At 36.9% G+C, this 20113-nt stretch carries 10 protein-coding genes; 2 read left to right on the forward strand and 8 right to left on the reverse strand.

Translation table 11 applies throughout. The features are described from left to right. Positions 1–219: 219 nt before the first annotated feature. The gene (locus DWX43_RS04020) at positions 220–1737 is read right to left on the reverse strand and encodes a glycoside hydrolase family 25 protein (RefSeq protein ID WP_182440613.1); all 1518 of its coding nucleotides are present in this window, start codon (positions 1735–1737) and stop codon (positions 220–222) included. Between the two features lie 501 nt (positions 1738–2238). Between DWX43_RS04020 and DWX43_RS04025 the strand changes: the two genes are divergently transcribed. After that, complete coding sequence (locus tag DWX43_RS04025) at positions 2239–3954, forward strand: fibronectin type III domain-containing protein (RefSeq protein ID WP_118618942.1); 1716 nt, start codon at positions 2239–2241, stop codon at positions 3952–3954. Positions 3955–4169: 215 nt separating this feature from the next. Here DWX43_RS04025 and DWX43_RS04030 read toward each other — a convergent pair whose 3' ends face one another. The 6 genes from DWX43_RS04030 to DWX43_RS04055 form a co-directional block, all read right to left on the reverse strand. Beyond that, entirely contained in the window at positions 4170–6182 is a 2013-nt protein-coding gene (locus DWX43_RS04030; RefSeq protein ID WP_182440614.1) for an NlpC/P60 family protein, read from the reverse strand. Between the two features lie 240 nt (positions 6183–6422). After that, positions 6423–8423 carry a peptidoglycan DD-metalloendopeptidase family protein gene (locus tag DWX43_RS04035; RefSeq protein ID WP_118618946.1) on the reverse strand — a complete coding sequence of 667 codons (2001 nt, stop codon included), beginning with the start codon at positions 8421–8423 and terminating at the stop codon, positions 6423–6425. 66 nt (positions 8424–8489) lie between these two features. Continuing rightward, complete coding sequence (locus DWX43_RS04040; RefSeq protein ID WP_182440615.1) at positions 8490–8810, reverse strand: MW1434 family type I TA system toxin; 321 nt, start codon at positions 8808–8810, stop codon at positions 8490–8492. A gap of 321 nt (positions 8811–9131) precedes the next feature. Beyond that, entirely contained in the window at positions 9132–14153 is a 5022-nt protein-coding gene (locus DWX43_RS04045) for a leucine-rich repeat protein (RefSeq protein ID WP_118618950.1), read from the reverse strand. Positions 14154–14186: 33 nt separating this feature from the next. Beyond that, positions 14187–16955: a hypothetical protein gene (locus DWX43_RS26890; RefSeq protein WP_182440616.1), complete on the reverse strand. Its 2769-nt coding sequence runs from the start codon at positions 16953–16955 to the stop codon at positions 14187–14189. A gap of 118 nt (positions 16956–17073) precedes the next feature. Continuing rightward, positions 17074–17253 carry a hypothetical protein gene (locus tag DWX43_RS04055; RefSeq protein WP_118618952.1) on the reverse strand — a complete coding sequence of 60 codons (180 nt, stop codon included), beginning with the start codon at positions 17251–17253 and terminating at the stop codon, positions 17074–17076. A 94-nt stretch (positions 17254–17347) separates the two neighbouring features. Between DWX43_RS04055 and DWX43_RS04060 the strand changes: the two genes are divergently transcribed. After that, positions 17348–18625 (forward strand): lipopolysaccharide biosynthesis protein, encoded by a 1278-nt coding sequence (locus DWX43_RS04060; RefSeq protein ID WP_243099246.1) that lies wholly within the window; start codon positions 17348–17350, stop codon positions 18623–18625. A gap of 226 nt (positions 18626–18851) precedes the next feature. Here the strand turns inward: DWX43_RS04060 and DWX43_RS04065 are convergent, their stop codons facing one another. After that, a complete protein-coding gene (locus DWX43_RS04065) occupies positions 18852–20105 on the reverse strand; it encodes an acetyl-CoA acetyltransferase (RefSeq protein ID WP_118618954.1) in 1254 nt (417 codons plus the stop codon). Positions 20106–20113 lie beyond the last annotated feature (8 nt).

Below are 20113 nucleotides of genomic sequence, written 5' to 3' on the forward strand. Positions count from 1 at the left end.
GCAATGAATTGTCCACAATACATTCGAAGCCTGAAACCCTTGGTTGCCTGAAAAATATTCAATTGTCATATTTTTTGTTTGGGCTTATTAAAATACGCCAAAAATCTGATGATCTACGTCAATTCAGAAACAATTCTGAATACGGACCTGTTTTTATCTCCTTATATAGCGGAAAGTTATCCACGCTCAACGCTAAAATCATTTAACAATTACCTATACTTATAATGCTTTTCCATATGTATACTTAGGGGTTCCTCCCACAATCATTTTTCCTTTGTCATCTTTATGATATGGATATACCCAGTAAAAATTAAACTGTTCTTTCAAAGCTTTCATATCTGTATATGTAGTGCCTCTGGTTGTCATGCCAATATACCCATATTTTCCACCCGTTCTCTGCCCGTATACTAAATAGCCTTCTGCTCCTGAAGATATGTTCCATGTTAAACGTACACCGCCTTTAACAGATGCTGCCCTAAGATTGGTAACCGCATGACAAACACCCTTTGCATATACATACTTCGTGCAGCTGCCTGGTATCATTTTACCAGCAGTATTTTTCACATAAGGAAATACCCAATAAAAATTATATGCTGTATCCAAAGCTTTAGTATCTGTATACGTAGTACCTTTTGTAGTCATACCAACATAACCATACTTACCATTTTTCTGGGCATATATCAAATATCCCTCTGCGCCAACAGACGCACTCCAACTCAAACTGACCCTTTGTTTTCCTAACGATACAGCTTTAAGATCCTTAACTGCAGACGGCGGAGTCACCTTTTCTTCCATCCAGAAATTAATATCAGTACCTCCTGAAATCCCCTCCACTTGTCCTGTATCAGTGCACTGCCACATATTATAAGTACCTTGGTAATCACAGGTTGAATTATACTGTGCTACCCATTTGAACCATGAATTATTGCTAAAAGCTGAATCTGTTAAATAATTATCCCACCAATCAAGATTTGCATAAATACCAACAGAGTATCCAGAAGCAGATACCGTTTCACAAAATACTTTCGCTATATTTCCTTTTAATGTCTTGTCCAGATTAATAGTTGAATTGTCTTCCATATCTAAAAAGACGGGGTAGGACAACGTTCGGCCATTTATCAGACGCAGCACATGCTGTGCTTCACTCTTTGCCTGTTCCACAGTTTGAGCATAAGAATAAAGATAAACCCCATAAGGAATTCCTAAACGTTCACATTCATTTACGTTTCGCTCCCAGTAGTTATCATCCTGATTCATGCCCTCATCCCATTCTGGCTTATCATCCCCATACCCACAGCGTATAATAGCAAATTCAATTCCCGATGACTTAACCCCATTCCAGTCAATAATACCTTGATGTTCACTCACATCAATGCCTTTTTTAACTGCTCCGGGGATACGCTCACCTATATCGTTTACATAATAACCATTAACCTTAGTCCATGCCTTGGTATCATAATTTCTAGCAACGCCATTAGGTTTAGAAATCTTCTCCCCGTTTTGATATCTCCAGCTGTTCTCCTGGAAATTCCTTTTTCTTGTTTTATCACTCTCTTCCTTATCATGTGCCTCATTCTCTTGTAAATTCTCTTTTTGAGGATCATCTATGCTAAAAGATGTTCCAACATCATTTTCAATAGAACCAGCCTTGTAACTTTCTTCTGCATTAACCGATACAACACTTGTTATTAACAGCCCACAGAGCAATAATGTTAATAATTTTATCCTCGTTTTCATAAATCCACTCCTTTTTATATTCTTCATCTATTATATAATAATAAATTAAACAATAAAAGCTTTACCTTAGTAAAAGCATATAGTAAGTATTCACACAAAAGTAACCACTTTTATTCCAGAGTCAGGTTAGGAAAAAGTCCACGCGATAGCGCCTTTTTCCTAATCACTCAGCCTTTCCATATATGCTGAATCTAGCGCTGCCTGTTCCGTATAAATCGTATCTTGTGTATTTATACCTATACTAATTTTCTGGGCATATATATCTTTCCGACAATTTTTGTCTTGTGGTTGTTATCTTGTAAAATATAATTACTTTATTTCAGCATCTAATATTTTAAAGGATAAATACGGCATTCTGACGATTAATAAATAAATGATTTAAATTAATTGTTAAAATGTATTTGATGTATTCCTTTCCTGATGCTATCATTATATTATAAGTTTAGAATTACAAAAATAAATATTTTTGCATAAGGGATACTAAGAAAGGATGAGGGACTTATGAAAAGAAAAATAGCCTTAGTTATGTGTATTCTAATGATCAGCTGTAATGTGATACCTGTACTGGCAGAAGATACTCAAACACCTGATGCAGCTAAGACAGTTTTTGAAACAAAAGATCCTAGTACACTATCTATTTCTGTGAACGAGAAAGGAGGGACCGAGGAAGCATCACGGTTGGAGGAAAAGCAAGCGGAAGATTCCGGGATGGAGGCCGAAGATGTACCCGTGGTAGATTCTGAAGTACCGGAAGAAAAACAAGACTCTCATAATAATATAGAAGAATCTAAGAATCTCGATGAGATTGTAAATGCAGAAGCCACAGAGCAGGGTGAAAATACAGAAAATTCAGGACAGGAGAATAGTAAAGCAGTTAATACTATCAATCCTCCGGCACCAGTCACCGGATTAAAAGCACAAAACTCAGGAAAATATGTATATTTAAAGTGGAATGTCTCACCTGAAGCAGATGGGTATATCATCTACAGGCAGTTGGGGAAAGGGAGTTTTAAGTATTTATATATTGTATCTAAAACTGATTTTACTGATTTAAGTGCGTCAGCAGATGAATATAATTTCTATCGTGTCTATCCTTATAAAATGGATAACAACGGGAACAGAGTTGTTGGGAAATCCACAACATATGTTTACTCCAAGGCTACTTTGCCGGCGGTCGGAAATTTAAAGGCAAAAGGTACTGATAGTAATACTGTTACTCTAAGCTGGTCTAAGGTGGCCGGAGCAGAAGGATACATCATTTATCGTCAAATTGGAACTTGGAAAATGGAATATAGATATATAGTGTCCGGTACAGGATTTAAGGATACTACTGCTTCCAATAAAGATTATAACTTTTATAGAGTTTATCCATACTTTACCGACAAATCAGGGAAAATGGTCTTGGGTCCATCTAAAGAATATGTCTATGCAAGAGGCCAGCTTGACGCTGTAATACAATTACGTGCAGTTGGAAAGAACGGTTATGTCAATCTTTCATGGGATTGGGTGTGGGATGCTGATGGATATATTATTTATAGGCAGGTAGGTAATTCCGGTTTTAAATACCGCTATATAACCAGCAATAATACTATGCAGGATACAACAGCTTCAACTGAAGAATTTAACTTTTACCGTGTATATGCGTACTTTAACGATGGAGAACGACGTATTATAGGAAAAGTAGGTAATTATGTATATGCAAAAGCTATTTTTCAAGGGCAAAGAGAATATAGTGAAGGTATCTACCATGTAGGAGAAAATATTCCGGCTGGTAATTATGTCGTGACGGGCAACTCCTGCTATATTGCTATCTGTAGCTCATATCCCTCAGATAATAGCCTGTATAATATAATAGAAAATGATTTTTTTAGTGGGAACAGGTATGTCACACTACATGCAGGAGAATATTATAAAGTTGAACGTGGAAAAACTGTACCTCTAGCAGTAGCACCGAAGTACACAGGAAACTCTGGAAAATATGGTTCAGGAATGTATCTGGTTGGAAGAGATCTCAGTCCCGGACGCTATCTCATCACAATAACCCCCGGATCATATAATGGATATTATGAGATAAGAGGACACGCTATAAATGGATCGGAGGGATCCTATATAAGTGATATAATAAAAAACGAAATAATTGATAGCGGCTCTAGATATGTTACTCTGGAAAATGGGCAATATATTATACTTGAAAGAGCAAATGCAGTGAAAAAATAGCTCTATAGACTTATTAGTGTAAATTGCTTTTCCAATAAATTTTAAAAACAAAGTCTGTAGACAAGACAATTTAGAAGAAGGATAGGGGGGTGCCGATTAGTACAAGTGCACCCCCTTTTTTGAGCTATATTAAAGGATTTCCAAATCCATTTTCGCCTACGTATTATGAAACCTTCATACCTTATTTCATAAGACATTTTAAATAATTAGCTTATTTACTTTGCTTTCCCATAAACATATTTTGGAGTCCCCCCAACAATCATCTTACCTGAAGCATTCTTATGATATGGATATACCCAGTAAAAATTATATTCTGTTTTGGAGGCTTTTTTATCAACAAAAGTTGTTCCTAATGTTGTCATCCCTCTATATCCATAGACTCCCGTAGCAGTTTTCCCATATACAAGATAGCCTTCTGCTCCATTTGATTTTGTCCAACTCAATTTAACTCCGCCCGTTTGAGATGAAGCTTTTAAATTTGTTACTGCCGGACAAATTCCTTTGGCAAATACATATTTTTCAGTACCTGAAGGATGCATCTTCCCGGATGCATCTTTCACATAAGGAAATACCCAATAAAAATTGTACTCCATGTCTAACGCCTTGGTATCTGCATATCGCGTTCCTGTAGTTGTCATACCACAATACCCATATTTGCCTGCCTTCTGGGCATATATAAGATACCCCTCAGCATCTTTAACAGAGTCCCACGTCAAGGTGACCTTATTTTTCCCCGAAGATACAGCTTTGACATTCTTTGATTTTCCCAACGTCGTATGCTGTAAATTTGAATCCAAAAAGTCATCGCTTGTATCTTCAGCAACCCGTGCACAATATGTAATTTCAAAACCACTGTAAGAACGCAGACTATCTACCTGTACTGTTCCCCCGTCCGATACAGTACCATCCGTAGATGCCGCCTCCAGAACACTCCCCTTTCCCATGTAAAATCCAACATGGTGGATTTCCTCCCAATGCCCGCAATTCGAATCACTGCAGTTATCCCATCTCCAGAAAATCATATCACCCATACGTAACTCAGATTCTTTTATAAGAGTACCATATTTTCCGTTTACAATATCCTGCGCCTGCTCATAAGATGCACCCTGAACTTGACTGAGTCCCGACTCCTGACATACCTCTTTTGTAAATGCCCCACAGAACACATCGCTTTCTCCCAATCTGCTCAGACCATTCATAATCAGCCTTACACGCATATTATTTTCATAGCCACCTTCTGCGGCAATCCCCACTACATTTCCTTTTTCATTTATAGTAAAATTAATATGACCATAAGTAAATGATGTGTCTTTCCATGCCGCACCTGAAGTTTCTTCAAAAAAGTAGAGTACATCGTCTACTGATTGAAATCCATATTGCACAGCACCCGATTGGGTAGCTTTGCAATAATATAAATTTCCATCCCAAATCTGAAGTCCCGTTTTTATTCGACCTTCCAGAGTATAATAGTATTTCCTGCCTTTACTGTCTTCGCAAATCCCTTCTTTTGCTTCGCCTGTAGAAGTGTCAAAATAGTATGTTTTTCCGTCAATTTGCTGCACACCAGTCAACATTATAGCACCCGTTTCAGGAGACGAAAAATAATATTTCTTTTCATTCTCCTCTAGCCATCCAGACGCAAGTCCGCCTTCTGCAAGAAAATAATGTTTTCTCTTAACAGTCGGATACTCCACCTCCACAATTCCTGTTACCTGTTTATAGGTGACGGGATCAAAATAGTAGGCCAGACCATTAATCGTCTGCCTTCCTGACGCTGCTGCACCTGATTTTTGAAAATAATATGTATTTTTATTTATAACTTGAAGACCTTTCAACCGTTCACCGGTGGTTGGATCATAGTAATAAAGCTGTCCATTAATAGTAACAAATCCTGAATAGGAAGCCGTCGTTACCTCCCCCTTTTTCTCCGCTTCACCTTCCTCTATATCCTCGCCCATATTAGAACCATTCTCTTCTTTGGCATTTTCAGAAATATTTTGTTCCCCTTCCTTCGGTTCCTCAGTCTGTATTTTTTCCTGTTGTTCCGCAGTCTGAGTTTCTTCTTGTAATTCTTTTTTTTGAGCGGCCTCCTGTCGCTCCATAATCCACCCTGTTCCTATCTGGCTCTCATCCTGCTCCGCCGCCATAGCATTAGAAACCGCCCCCAATATTAGTGTTGAATTCAACAAAATAATTCCCATTCTTCTTATTTTCGTTCTTATTTGCATGATCATCCCCTCCTTAATAATATTAACTACATTTGCTGAATATATTCTCTTTTTAAAACATAGTATCTACAATCCTATTCTCCGAAATTTGGATTTGTTTCCATTAGCGTAAGTTTATCATTTTTAGATCTTTTATTTAATATGATATGAACTAATCTCCTTACTATATATATTGGTTCCATTCCTGCCTCTCAGAGCCCAGAATGCTATATGGACCCAGACTATAATTATTATTTCATTTTATCTCACTTTTCCATATACGTATTTAGGCGTGCCCCCAACGATCATCTTACCACTTTTATCTTTGTGATATGGATATACCCAATAAAAATTATACTCTTTCTTTGATGCCTTCTTATCCACATATGATGTTCCTTTAGTTGTCATTCCAATATATCCATATTTTCCAACTGAAGTCTTGCCGTATACGAGGTACCCTTCCGCCCCTACTGATGCTGTCCAAGTTAATTTAATGCCATCTGTTTGGCTTGCTACTTTCAAGTTTGTTACTGCTGCTGTTACCCCTTTTGCAAATACATATTTGGTACAACGGCCCGGGTGCATTTTTCCTGTACTGTCTTGTACATATGGAAATACCCAATAGAAATTATAATCTGAATCTAATGCTTTTATATCTGTATACATTATCCCTTTTGTGACCATCCCACAATATGCATATTTGCCATTTTTTTGAGCATAAATTAAATAACCCTCTGCACCAATAGATAGGTCCCATGTAAGTTTAACTTTATTTTTTCCGGCAGAAACTGCCTTTAAATTAGCAACCGGTGATGGGGTTGCTATTAATTGTTCAAGTAAGAAATATTGATTATTATTTTCATAACTTGTATAAATGTAAATATACATGTTATTTGTTTCTACAGCGCCTGCATCTAGGATATAGTTTGAGCCAACTGGAGATATAATATAGCCTGTTTTATCGCCCATATCCTTGAACACGAATTTTTGTAAACAATCTCCTGTATACGTTTTAAATAGAAGTCCAGTAGAATTTTGTAATCCTCCACTCCCTACTGTTAAAGCTTTATTGTTTAATTTATTATAGATAGCATACTCATTATTATCATTTAACCTTACTATCTTAAACAAATACTTATTTAAATCCTTTGTATTTCCATTAAAAGTTCCTTTTTTGAGAAAACCATCTGAACTTTCCGTAAATAGATAATTCCCATTTTTGCTTTTTATTCCAGTCACAATTTCTTTGCCAATATTTATATTCTCCCCACTCCAAACCACCTCTGCTGACTTAGAAATCGTACGGTCTCCCGATGAACTATAGGCATAAATACGTACATAGTATAACCCTTTTCTTGGTAACTGCATCATGCCACCAGTATTTGTCCCTATATTGATATATGCAATTTCCACGTTATTCGTTCCGAATAAGACAATGTCATAATGGTGAACATTGTTTACTGCGTTAAATCTAGTTGACATCATTCCAGCAGAATCTACGGTAGCAATAGGTGTTTGATCAGTAATATCAGGTAATTGAACTATGTCGTAAACATAATTTATAGAATCTTTATTAGTATTAACAGGAGTAAGACTGTCATAATTACCTGCCTGATTTACAGCTCCTGTCCTTATTTCAAAGTGTAAATGTGCTCCTGTTACATCACCTGAACTTCCTACATAACCAATGATATCACCTTGATTCACCCATTGATTCGACGAAATTGCATAAGAGGACATATGCTGATAATCTGAATAAGTTCCATTCTGATGATCAATTACACTCCAGTTTCCTCTATATTGATTGTACCCCTTTACTACCAGATATCCACTTTGTGTTGCTCTAATAGGAGTTCCTGTTTGAGCAGGTATATCAATCCCAGCATGTAATTTCCATTGACCTGATGTTGGATGTGTTCTATAGCCATATCCGCTACTGATAGTCATACAATCCTTTACTGGCCACAGCCAACTTTCTCCTGTTACTCTGGTATTATCCTGTTCAAACTGTTCTGTTTCTTGTTCGTCTTCACTAGTAACGTCTTCTTTCGCCTCACTTTTCTCTTCCTCTGTCGGTTCCGAATTTATTATTGGTTGCTCGCCTAAGACCTCTACCTCTGATTGTTCAATTTCTTCCGTAGAATCTACTTCATTGATTATACTTTCGTTTTCCTTGCCTTTTTCTGCATATACTGGCAGAACATTTCCACCAACTAATGCCCCACAAATCAGCAATGCCAATAATCTTTTTCCCGCCTTCATACACGCTTCACTCCTTTTATTTTATTACCCCTATTATATAATACTTGGACAGATAAAAAAAGTCCCCTATCTGAAGATGCTGCTGTACTGGACGATCCATTTTGTAAACCCGTCCAGTCCGGGCAGGCAATTGTTCCACCAGCTTAGGTTTACATAATAGAAACCTTTTCTGAGGTAAAAAAATCTCCTATCATCTTCCCATGCATCTGCCTTTGATGGGTACCACGGAATATGATAGTTTCCATCAACTATGATATAAATGTAAGGCACTATCAACTTACTTTTAACATCAGGTATCTGCAAACCAAAATAAATCCCAGATTTATGCCAGCTCTGTTTTGCAACCTTTATTCCTCTTTTTAAATATTTAATATCCTCACCAAACAAAATGTACTTTGCACTCCCTGTATTAGACAGTTCTTCCCGTCTACCAAGATCCATATAGCCTTAGACTCCGCATTGTCAGACTTTATAAGTTCCTGAATATCAATAAATTCTTTAATATCTTCGCCAATTTCCTGATCAGTTTTTCCGCAAGAGTAATACTCCCACATGACGTACAAGATTCTTTCATCATAGTCTACCGCAAGCCCCATTATTTACAATATATCTTAAAAATTGTATCAGTATATCTATATTTTATCTAATAAAAAGAGGGTATAATTACATGGTGAATTTCACTACATAACGATACCCCTTTCTTCTTATTTACCTGGCCTTTCCGTAAACATATTTAGGAGTTCCTCCCACAATCATTTTCCCCGTTGAATCTTTGTGATAAGGAAATACCCAATAAAATTTGAATTCTTTTTTAGACGCTTTTTTATCCGTATAACTCGTCCCCATTGTTGTCATACCGATATAACCATATTTTCCTGAAGCTGTTTTACCATATACAAGATATCCTTCTGCTCCTGCAGACGTTGACCAAGTAAGTTTGACACTGCCTGTCTGGCTGACAGCCTTCAGATTTGTGACAGCTAGAGTCGTTCCTTTTGCAAAAACATATTTTTTACAGCCGCCCGGATGCATTTTTCCGGTACTATCCTTAACATAAGGGAACACCCAGTAAAAATTATAATCACTGTCTAATGCTTTAATATCCGTATAAGAAACAGCAGCAGCCATATTAGTTGTCATACCGCAGTACCCGTATTTACCACTTTTTTGCGCGTAAATCAAATAACCATCTGCGTTTTCAGTTTTTGACCAAGTTAATTTTGTTTTATTTTTTCCTGCCGGTTGGACCTGCAGATTGGTAACCGGATCTGGTATGTTTATTGCAGGCCCCGGCACTTCACATTTTACAGTATTTGAATATTCTGTATATTCTCCGTCTTCATACACCCCACGCACCTTATAATAATATATTTTGCCTGCCTCTATACTCTGATCAATATAATTTTTATTTTTTACCGTGCTAAGCTTTTTATAACTCTTTCCTTCGTCCTGTGACCGGTAAATTTCATATTGAATCGCCCCGCTTACTTCAGACCACAAAAGTGCAACAGTATTAGCCTGACTCTGGAATCCTGTCTCTAATACAGGCATTTTCAATATATCTTCTATGCTGTCACTCTCAACAGGTTTGCTTTCCTCCTGTCCACTATCTTCCAACACTACTTTTACATTTAGTTTTAAGACAACACTTGAGTTCGGAACGGATATTTGTATCATTCCTTCTCCTACACAATTGGTTTTAATATTCAAGGATGCTGATGCGCTCTGTACATTGATTTGCTCTGGGACCTGTATCATTCCGGAATTAGATATACACTTCAAAATCGTACATTTTCCTGTTTCATCCATTACATTGAGTTTCACATCTTTTTCTTTCCCCGCGACAATATAAACTGTACTCGAATCGCAGTTCAAACTCACCTGCTTTTCCACATTAATATTACTGGTTTGGCTCACTGCTACTTTTCCCGCATAATTTTGAACCCCGCCTTTCATCTGAAGCTGGTACTTTCCCCCCTGTTTCATGGTCTGTTTGGCATAAATCAATACGCTTTTTACCATAGCAGTCCCATCAGGCGCTTTAAATGTTGAAGGCACATACAACTCATATTCTATTGTACTACCTCCTGCATCTTTAATTACAAACTTATCTCCTGTAATAGTAGAAGCCTTCATGTACTGATTAAAAGATATTTCAATATATGCCGTTGTCGCTTTCGTCCATTCTATAATGGGAAGAGTTTTTGATACCATGCCTATATTCACAGATGTCTGCGGCGGGGGCACATCCAGCCATTCGCTGTAAGCCGTCTCATATCCATCTTTTTCATATTTTACCTGCCATTGCCCTTCTGGGACGTCCCACGCATACTTGCCCTCCGAATCTGTATACAGCGGGTTACTCTGACTATACTCCGAAGCATCCCATTGAGTCACCTGACAGTTTTTATCTGACCGATAATATAGTGTCGTCTTCACCTCTTCCAATCGGTTATCTGCTATCCCTTCGTAAACATACCCCGAAGGATCAATCGCCCAACGCAGCATTGTTTCTGTATCGCCTGAAATAATTCCATTCATTCTGTATGTAAAGAAAAATGCAGATAGGGACCCCATAATTGTAAGCATTCCTTTCATTATAACCGGCGCCACTGTCATAGCTGCTCCCCCTGTTGCAACGGTTGCCGAACCCATAAGGATTCCCATTATTGCAATAACCGCAACATATTTCAATCGGTCATTTTTCAATGCTTCATTCTGTTTGTGCAATTTCTGTCTGGTCGTTGCATCCACGCTTAGCTCGTCTATCTTACGTTCTGTGTCTTCATAATCATGCGTAATTTCGTACTGGTCTGCAATAATCCCTGTAATCTTTGATACACCATCCATTGCGATAAGTACATCATCAAATTTAACAGTTGAGCCCGATGTTAATTCTTTACCAAATTCAATAATCTGCTTAACGACTTCATTAGAAGATACATCATGAACAAATATAACCAGATTCTCTAGGAAATTTCCCTTTGTTGCAAGGTATACCTCCTTGTTATCTGTCTCACCAGCCACGTAACTGCCAATTACATCATAACCTTCCATTACATCTTTTAATTCTTTGACCTGCTTATATATCTCCGTTAGGGCATTAATAGTTGGGTTTCCTGCCAGGGTTGTATTATCCAGATCTTTGTCTAGCTCTATCCTGTAGGCCACCTGGCTGGAAGGAACGTACTTATCATCTTCTCCCGCTGATCCTTCTATTTCGGAAGCATCAATTTCTGTCACAGTGCTGTATGGAAGCAGATTAGAAATACCACTTTTCAAATCCGAATTATTATAATCAAATTCACTTTCCATTGTAGTCGTAGTTTTATTTTCAAAATATTCTACACTTAACTTACCCGGAACGTAATTATGATTTTCTTTATCGAACCAACCGCTGGCAATAAAACTTTGAGTGCTTTCATTCCAAACAGCAGGCATACGTTTCTGAAGTCCATTCCTTGTACTAACTACATTTACTTCTTTAAGTTTAGAAGGATTATTGAATTTAATATTAAACACAAACTGATAATTAGGGTTAAATTGTGTTACTGCGTTATGGCTAAACGTATTAAGAAGATCTATCTCTGCATCATTATGATTATTATAAAACAGTTTAAATTCTGTAACTTCTACAGCATCTTCTTTATACTGTACACTTGTATTTGCTGTAATTACTGTACCCTCGGCATCAGTGACAGAGGCATTTACCTGATAGGTTCTGTAATTTACAGGATTTTTAATCTGGAGTACTCCCGCATAATTTCCATCCGCTTTTGCTATGACATCAACACTGTCTCCGCCGTCGATGGAAAGTGTAACTTTCTGCTTTGCTCCCGCAATACCATGTACATTGATCTGGGAAGTTTCCACTGTATTTCCAGTCTGAACTGTAAGATCCTTGTGTTCAGCTGAAATAATATCAATTGTATCTGTTCGGTTTTTACCCGCTTTCTTATACTCTAACACGGCGTATGAAAGATTATTTCCGTTACTTGTAATATTAGCAGAAAATGCAATTTTACCTTGTTTTTCAGAGACCGGTATTTTAAACAAATGTGTCGAAGCGTCATACTCATAGTCTTCTGTAACAGTACCGTCAATCTTCACAGTACCATTAACAACATCCATTGTGGAAGGCAGCTTTATTAGCACAGACATATCTGATACGGCTTCCACAACGGCATCGTACACAGCCTCATATTCTGCATAGTTACTACTTGTTTGTGTCATACATTGATAATAACAATCCTTATAATTCAAAATACCGTTTTCTGGATAATCGGTATCTTCTGTTAGCTGTAGAATTAAAGCATTATCAATTGCATAAACTGCCGCATTAGAATATTTTGAGGCACGAATTGTTATACCACTGCTTTGATAAAATGCATTTTCTGTAATCTGTACCACTGAATTTGGAATCTTTACGCTAAGTTCTCCACAATAAGCAAAGGCCTCACTGTCTATGATAGTCACCCCCTCTGGGATTACTACGCTTCTCAGTGCTTTGCAGTTTCTGAACAAACTGGCCGCTATTCGGCTAGTGCCTGACTCAAAATACACGGTTTTTAGACCGCTTTCGCCAAATGGTCCTCTATAATTATACTCATTTGCTGTCTCTTTAAGACTCTTTGGGATCGTTATCTGAGTCAGACTTGTACATCCGCCAAATGCTGCCGTTCCCATATAGGTCAGTCCTCTCGACAAAGTTACTCTATTCAAAGATACAGCATTACAAAATGCTTCTTGTTCTATCTTTTTAACACTATCCGGCAGACTCAGCTCCTCAAGACTCTGGCACCCTGCGAATGCACTTTTTCCTATCGTTTCTATTCCCTCTGGTATACTAATCTCTTTCAGGCCTTTGCACAATTCAAAGGCTGCCTCGTCTATCGTTCTTACTCCTTCCGGAATTTCTATTCTTTCCAGCGCTTCGCAGTTTCTGAATAAGCTTTTTGCTATCCTCACTGTTCCTGTCTCGAACTCTACAGTTTTCATCCCGCTGCCTCCGAATGGGCCCGTATAATTATATTCATTTGCTGTCTCTTCCACACTCCTTGGGATCGTTATCTGAGTCAGGCTTGTACATCCGCCAAATGCTGCTGTTCCCATATAGGTCAGTCCTTTGGACAGGGTTACCTTACTCAAAGAGGTAGCATATTGAAATGCTTCTTTCTCTATCTCCCTTACACTATTCGGAATTACTACCTCTGTAATAACAGTATTACCGCTAAATGAGCTTTCTCCTATTTTTTCTACTGCATACCCATCAACAGATGACGGAATCACAACCTTAGTCTCCATTCCTGTATATCCTGTGATGATTGCAATTCCATTTTTTATTTCATATATAAAATCTTGTGCATTGATTATCTGAGATGCTTCAGCCTTCACTTTTTCATTGGCATCTTTATTGTCCTCTACACTAATTGTCGCATCTGCACCAGATAATTCATTTTCAATTCTGTCTTCGCTTATAGGATTATCATCTTCATACAAATCTCCTGTAGGCTCATTTGTCTCACGATCAGTATCATCTTCTACTTTCGGAATTTTATCCGTTGCTTTTTCCTCAGACGAACCTCCTGATTCTCCATCTGCCAAGCTTCCTGCATATTCTTCGAAATGCTGATTTTCTGAATCGGCAGCATTAACTGAAATAGTCTGCAGGCATAAAGCCACTGATATAAATACTGCCATAACTCTTCTGCCACTTTTTTTCTTCCTCATTTTTCCCCCTAGTTAACATACTATTGATATGGCTTACTTCGCCTTTCCATACACATATTTAGGTGTGCCACCAACAATCATCTTACCGCTCTTATCTTTGTGATACGGATATACCCAATAGAAATTATACTCTTTATTAGATGCCTTTTTATCCGTATAGGTTGTCCCTAGCGTTGTCATTCCTATATATCCATAATTTCCAGTTTCTGTTTTTCCATAAATGAGATACCCCTCAGCTCCTTTGGATGCCGTCCACGTTAATTTTACGCTTCCCTTTTGGCTGACTGCTTTCAAATCTGTCACAGCTAAAGTTACACCTTTTGCAAAAACATATTTTTCACATTTTCCTGGATACATTTTTCCATTTTCATCTTCCACGTAAGGAAATACCCAATAAAAATTATAATCTGTATCTAATGCTTTCAGGTCTGTAAAAGTTGTTCCTCTTGTAGTCATTCCACAGTAACCGTATTTTCCATCCTTCTGTGCATATATCAAATACCCCTTCGCCTCTGGCACACTATCCCATGATAAACTTACTTTATTCACACCTGCTGGTTTCGCTGTTAGACCTGACAAAATTGAAAGCTCAGCTTTACCCTCAACTATATTTGAGAATTTCCCATGTATCAAATTTCCATTTTGATAATTTGCTGCCCTTACTTTATAATAATAGGGAATACCCGTATTAGCCCCCAACGTGCACGTAATTACTTCTTCGCTATTTGAAACATTAAATAGTAGTTCATACTCTCCCGAAATGACATTTGCTCTATAGATCTCATACCATACATCTCCGGAGACTTTTTTCCACCAAAGCTTTATATTATTACTGTCCAAGGATTCTATTTGCACCTTAGGTGTTTCCGGAATAATAATCTCAAGCTTTGGGACCTTCCTTTCTTCTCTGCTGTCACATCTGCTGCATGTTCGGATTTCTAAACCATCAGATTCATATGTAGGTAATTGGATTAAAGTCCAATCAGTATAGTCATGACCTAATGCCTCTATCTCTTGTATGTCCCCTTTTTCTCCACAAATGGCACAATGATGTGACTTACTCCCTTTTTCTATACATGTTGGATTTTTATCAACTGTCCATTCTTTGGCGTAATCATGTGCTATTTTAGGAATTTCTGTAATATCTTTTTTTTCATCACATCTTAAACAATGATGTGATTTACTTCCCGTTTTGTCACAGGACGTTTCTTTATCAATTGTCCACTCCTCCGAAAAATCATGTTCCAAAGTTTGAATATCCACCACAATCTCTTTTTTATCTGCATCTCCTATAATACTAACACGTCTGTTTCCAATTTCCCCAAATTTCAATTCGTATCCATATTCACATTCTCTGATTGTTGATGTACCGACCGTAGATTCTGAATAACTCAAAAGTTTAACCACCGAATCCAATTTTTCATTATTGTACATCACCGAATATGTCTGTTTGACAGATGACAAAAACTTCCCTGAAACACTTTTGTCTATACACGTCGAATACTTTTTAGGAACTACTTCTATAGTATAAACTTTTAGTATTTCATTAGAATTTATGCTATAAACTTCTACCGTTGTTTTTCCAGATTTATAAGGAATAAAAACGCCATCTACTTCCTTGGTTGTATTACTGATGCTAATTCTCTGTTGGATATAACCAACTACAGAATCATCAAATATCCTCATACGTACATTATCATATTTGTTATACGAATACGAATATTCTATATTATCGCCAGAAACACCTTGCAAATTTATAACTTCACAATCATAATCGAATTCTTCATCTGTTATTATTATCCATATAGCGTCTACGTCATATTTACTAAACTTCACACTGCTACTATTCCCTGCTGCATCATAGGCATATACAGATCCTATATAGTATCGCCCCACATTTGTTTGATCCGGCTTGAACGTATATTCGTAAAAACCTGTATCTTCATTATATGTCATATTATACTGTTTACCTATGATTTCCTCACTTTTACATATATCTACATTAATTCTTGTAATCCCTATATTATCGTATGCCTTTACACTTATAACAATATCGTCTCCGACCTTGGCTTCATGCTTACTAATTCTAATAGATGATTTCTCAATTGACGGTGACTCAGAATCAATGCTGTCATTTTTAATATAAAAATCCCAGGTCCCCCCATATTTATTATCTATACCATAGCTCAAAAACTTATAATTACCAGATATGTCATAAGCACCAACAGAGTCTATGATCCAATGACCTGCAGTCATAGATTCCTCTATTTTAAGAGAATATTCATACTTTTCTGTTACCATGTTATATGTCATTGTCTTCCATGTGATAAAGCTATTGTTATCCAAATTCTTCCACTCAATTATAACCCTGTCTAGACCTACATTATCCTCAACTTTTACACCAAAGTTAATAATATCTCCAACGTTGGCTTCTACATTATCAATCGTTAATGTATCAGGATATAATACAGGTTTTTCTGTATCTTCTGATAATCCACTTCTTTCTGGAATCTCCTCTTCGTTCAATACATTTCCTGTTTCAGGTTCTTCCAAAACTGTTTTTTCTTTCTTTTCTCCCTCTGTAGGCACGGTATCTTGATCATCCTTAACCTCAGATTCATTCTCCGGCTCAAAATTCTCTTCATTTTCTTCCTTAACTTCTGTAGTATCAATAGTATCTTCCTTTGTTCCTATCTCTTCATTCCCCAGTGCAGGAACTTCGGCTTCTACCGTTAAAATTGGTTGAACTGCAAATAACATGCATAGTACTAAAGCCAACAGTTTCTTCTTCATCTTCTTCATTTACTTCTCCTCACTTATACTTATTTAATAATTAGACTGCCCTTCAAATTGTTCATAACTGTGAATCGAAATCATATACTGAATAACTTCCATCAGCTTGATTTCTATTCTTCCTTTGTTATCCGCAGCGTTCCCTCTTCGAATACCCTTTTCTAATTACGCTCCCTTCAAATACCACAGTCACCATATCGGACAGCCTCTTTGTCAAAATTTCTTTACTTAAAAATGTATTATTATAGAACGCTTCATTTCTTACCAATAGTAACACAAACATTCCGGGTATTTTTTTCTTCCTCATAAACTTTCTCCTTCGCATCATTTTATGAAACTTTCCTTGACTTTTTCAACAATTATCTGTAACATACAGACTGAATATAAAATTTCTTAAAGGGGTGTTTATCATAAAAAATTTTCTGACTACAGTAAAAAATAAGGAACGGTCCGTTTTTATCTGGAATTCTGCTTCAGCAGTACTGAATGCTTTTCAAACCGTAATAATCTTAATGGTTATATCTCGCATTGATAATATTAACGATGCCGGTACTTTTGTTATTGCATATGCCTTAGCCAACCTTCTCATCATGGTTGGGCGTTTTGGTGTACGCCAATATCAGGCTTCAGATATTAAAGAACAATTCAGCTTTAGCGAATATTTTATATTAAGAATATTTTCTACTATCTTAATGATGTTTGTATCACTCATTTACATAGGAGGTCTTTATCTGAACGGGTCCTACAATATGGAGAAATCAACAGTGGTACTTTTAATCTGCACTGTGCGGGCAGTTGACGCTCTGGAAGATGTCTTTCATGGATTATTTCAACAACATGGCAGACTTGATATCGGCGGCAAAATTCTCACTCTTCGTTTTCTTATTTATATTATTGAATACATGATACTTTATTATTTTACTCATAATCTAATCATAACATCTGCATTTTGCTTGCTAACGTCCATCATACTATTTGTATTAATGAACGGTTCAGTCATGAAAAATTTTGTATATATGAAAAAGAAACCTGACCGAACACATGTAAAAGAATTATTGCTAGACTGTTTTCCACTTTTCATATCTACCTTTTTGATGGCCTATGTAGGAAATGCCCCTAAATATTCAATTGACATTGTCTTGTCAAGTTATGAACAGGCACAATTTAATTATATTTTCATGCCGGTTTTTGTTATCAGTCTGCTCAGTACCTTCATATATCAGCCTATGATAAACCGGCTTGCAGTCACTTGGAATGAAAAAAAAATAAGTGAATTCTGGAGTGCCATACTGCGTCAAACAATAATCATTGCTATCCTGACTCTTCTTGCTCTGGCAGGAGGATATTTGTTGGGAATCCCTGTTCTTTCCCTATTATATGGTGTTGATTTATCCTCTTATAAAATAGAACTGATTATATTACTTCTGGGAGGTGGTGCACTGGCCTTAATCAACTTCTTTACTATGGTAATCACGATAACTAGATATCAAAAGTATTTGATTTGGGGATATCTTATCGTCAGCATTTGCTTCTTTCTTGCAGGTAAAAAAATCGCAGGAACACATGGTGTAATGGGAATATCTATTTTCTATACCATATGCATGATTATACTAGCCCTGATATTTCTTATATACATAATTGTAATAGCTAAGCATTCAAAAATACAAACCACAGAATAAAAGATTAAAAGACTTTGGGACAATATAATAATTGGTCAAACTTCCTTGTGACACTTTAAGACTGGAAACCGGTCCGCCCCTAGTCGTTATTTAGCTTTACTATTCTATATGCATATATTTGTGCTTGTTTAATTATTATACAACAACCAAAGTAATAAAAAAAGCCTCACGTTTGAATAAGTGAGGCCAAATTGATATTAGTCATTATTATATTATCTACTATTGCTTACAAACCTGAATCATTACCTACCAGAAATGCATAATTTGTTGTTGCACTTCCTCCCAAATTCAGCATTAAGGCATTTTGGGCATTCAAAATTTGGTATTCTCCTGCCCTCTGTGCTACCTGTTTATATATGTCTAAAAACATTCTTACACCTGTAGCACCTACAGGATGGCCACCTCCAATCAATCCACCACTTGGATTTATTGGTTTCCTTCCATCGTGCATAATCCAACCTTCCTCTACCGCCCTATACTCCTCTCCTGGGGCTGTAATGCCAAAAGAAGAGATAGCTGCATATTCACTTGATGTAAAGCAATCGTGTGTTTCAAAAATATCTATATCATCTACAGTCAAATGTGCTCTTCTATAACAATCTTCCACAGTTTGTCTTGTCCAGGGCAAAATATATAAATTTTCTCGACTTTCTGCAATTTTATCTGTAAACTGCAACGGCGCTACTCGGTGTCCGTATCCTTTTATTATTGGGGCTTTAGCGCCTAATTTTTTCATATATTTTTCAGACGCAAGAAGAACCACTGCTGCACCATCTGTTACCTGAGAACAATCGGATATTGCCAACTTCCCCCCAATATAAGGGTTCGTTTCAGTCCCCCTATTGGCAGCTTGTTCGTAATCCATATACCATTTTCTGGTTTGAGCATTTTGATTATTCTTAGCATTACTATAATTTTTACAGGAAATCATAGCCAACGCATTCAAATACCTCTTTTCATCTATTGGATACTTTTCCAGTGTTGAATCGGCTAACTTTCCAAATAATTTAGGAAACGGAAATTCAATGCCTTTTGCCTCCTTTTCATAATATGCCGCCCTTCCAAGAAAGTCGCCACCTACTTTAGCATCGACAGTTTTCATCAATTCCCATCCCACCACAACTGCAAGATCATATTCTCCTGTTTTTATTTTCGTAATCCCAGCATCCAATGCTACAGATCCTGATGCACACGCAGCTTCATATCTTGCAGAGGGCACTCCATAGAATGCTTCATCTACTTCTGTAAGCAAACTTCCTAAATGCCCCTGCTCAATATACTTTTCTGCGATAAAATTTCCAACAAAACATGCAACTTTATTTTTTTTATTTAGTCTCCTGATTTCATCAAAATCCAAACCTACATCCTGAAATCCATCCGTTAACACTTCTCTTAACAACCCTATGACATTTTTTCCTTCTTTTGTCCAGTTCCGTTCAAAATCAGTTTGTGCACCACCTAAAACATAGACCTTATTCATAAATTTCT

Origin of the sequence: Clostridium sp. AF19-22AC (assembly GCF_003479085.1) — a bacterium.
Taxonomy (GTDB): Bacteria; Bacillota; Clostridia; order Lachnospirales; family Lachnospiraceae; genus Faecalicatena_A; species Faecalicatena_A orotica.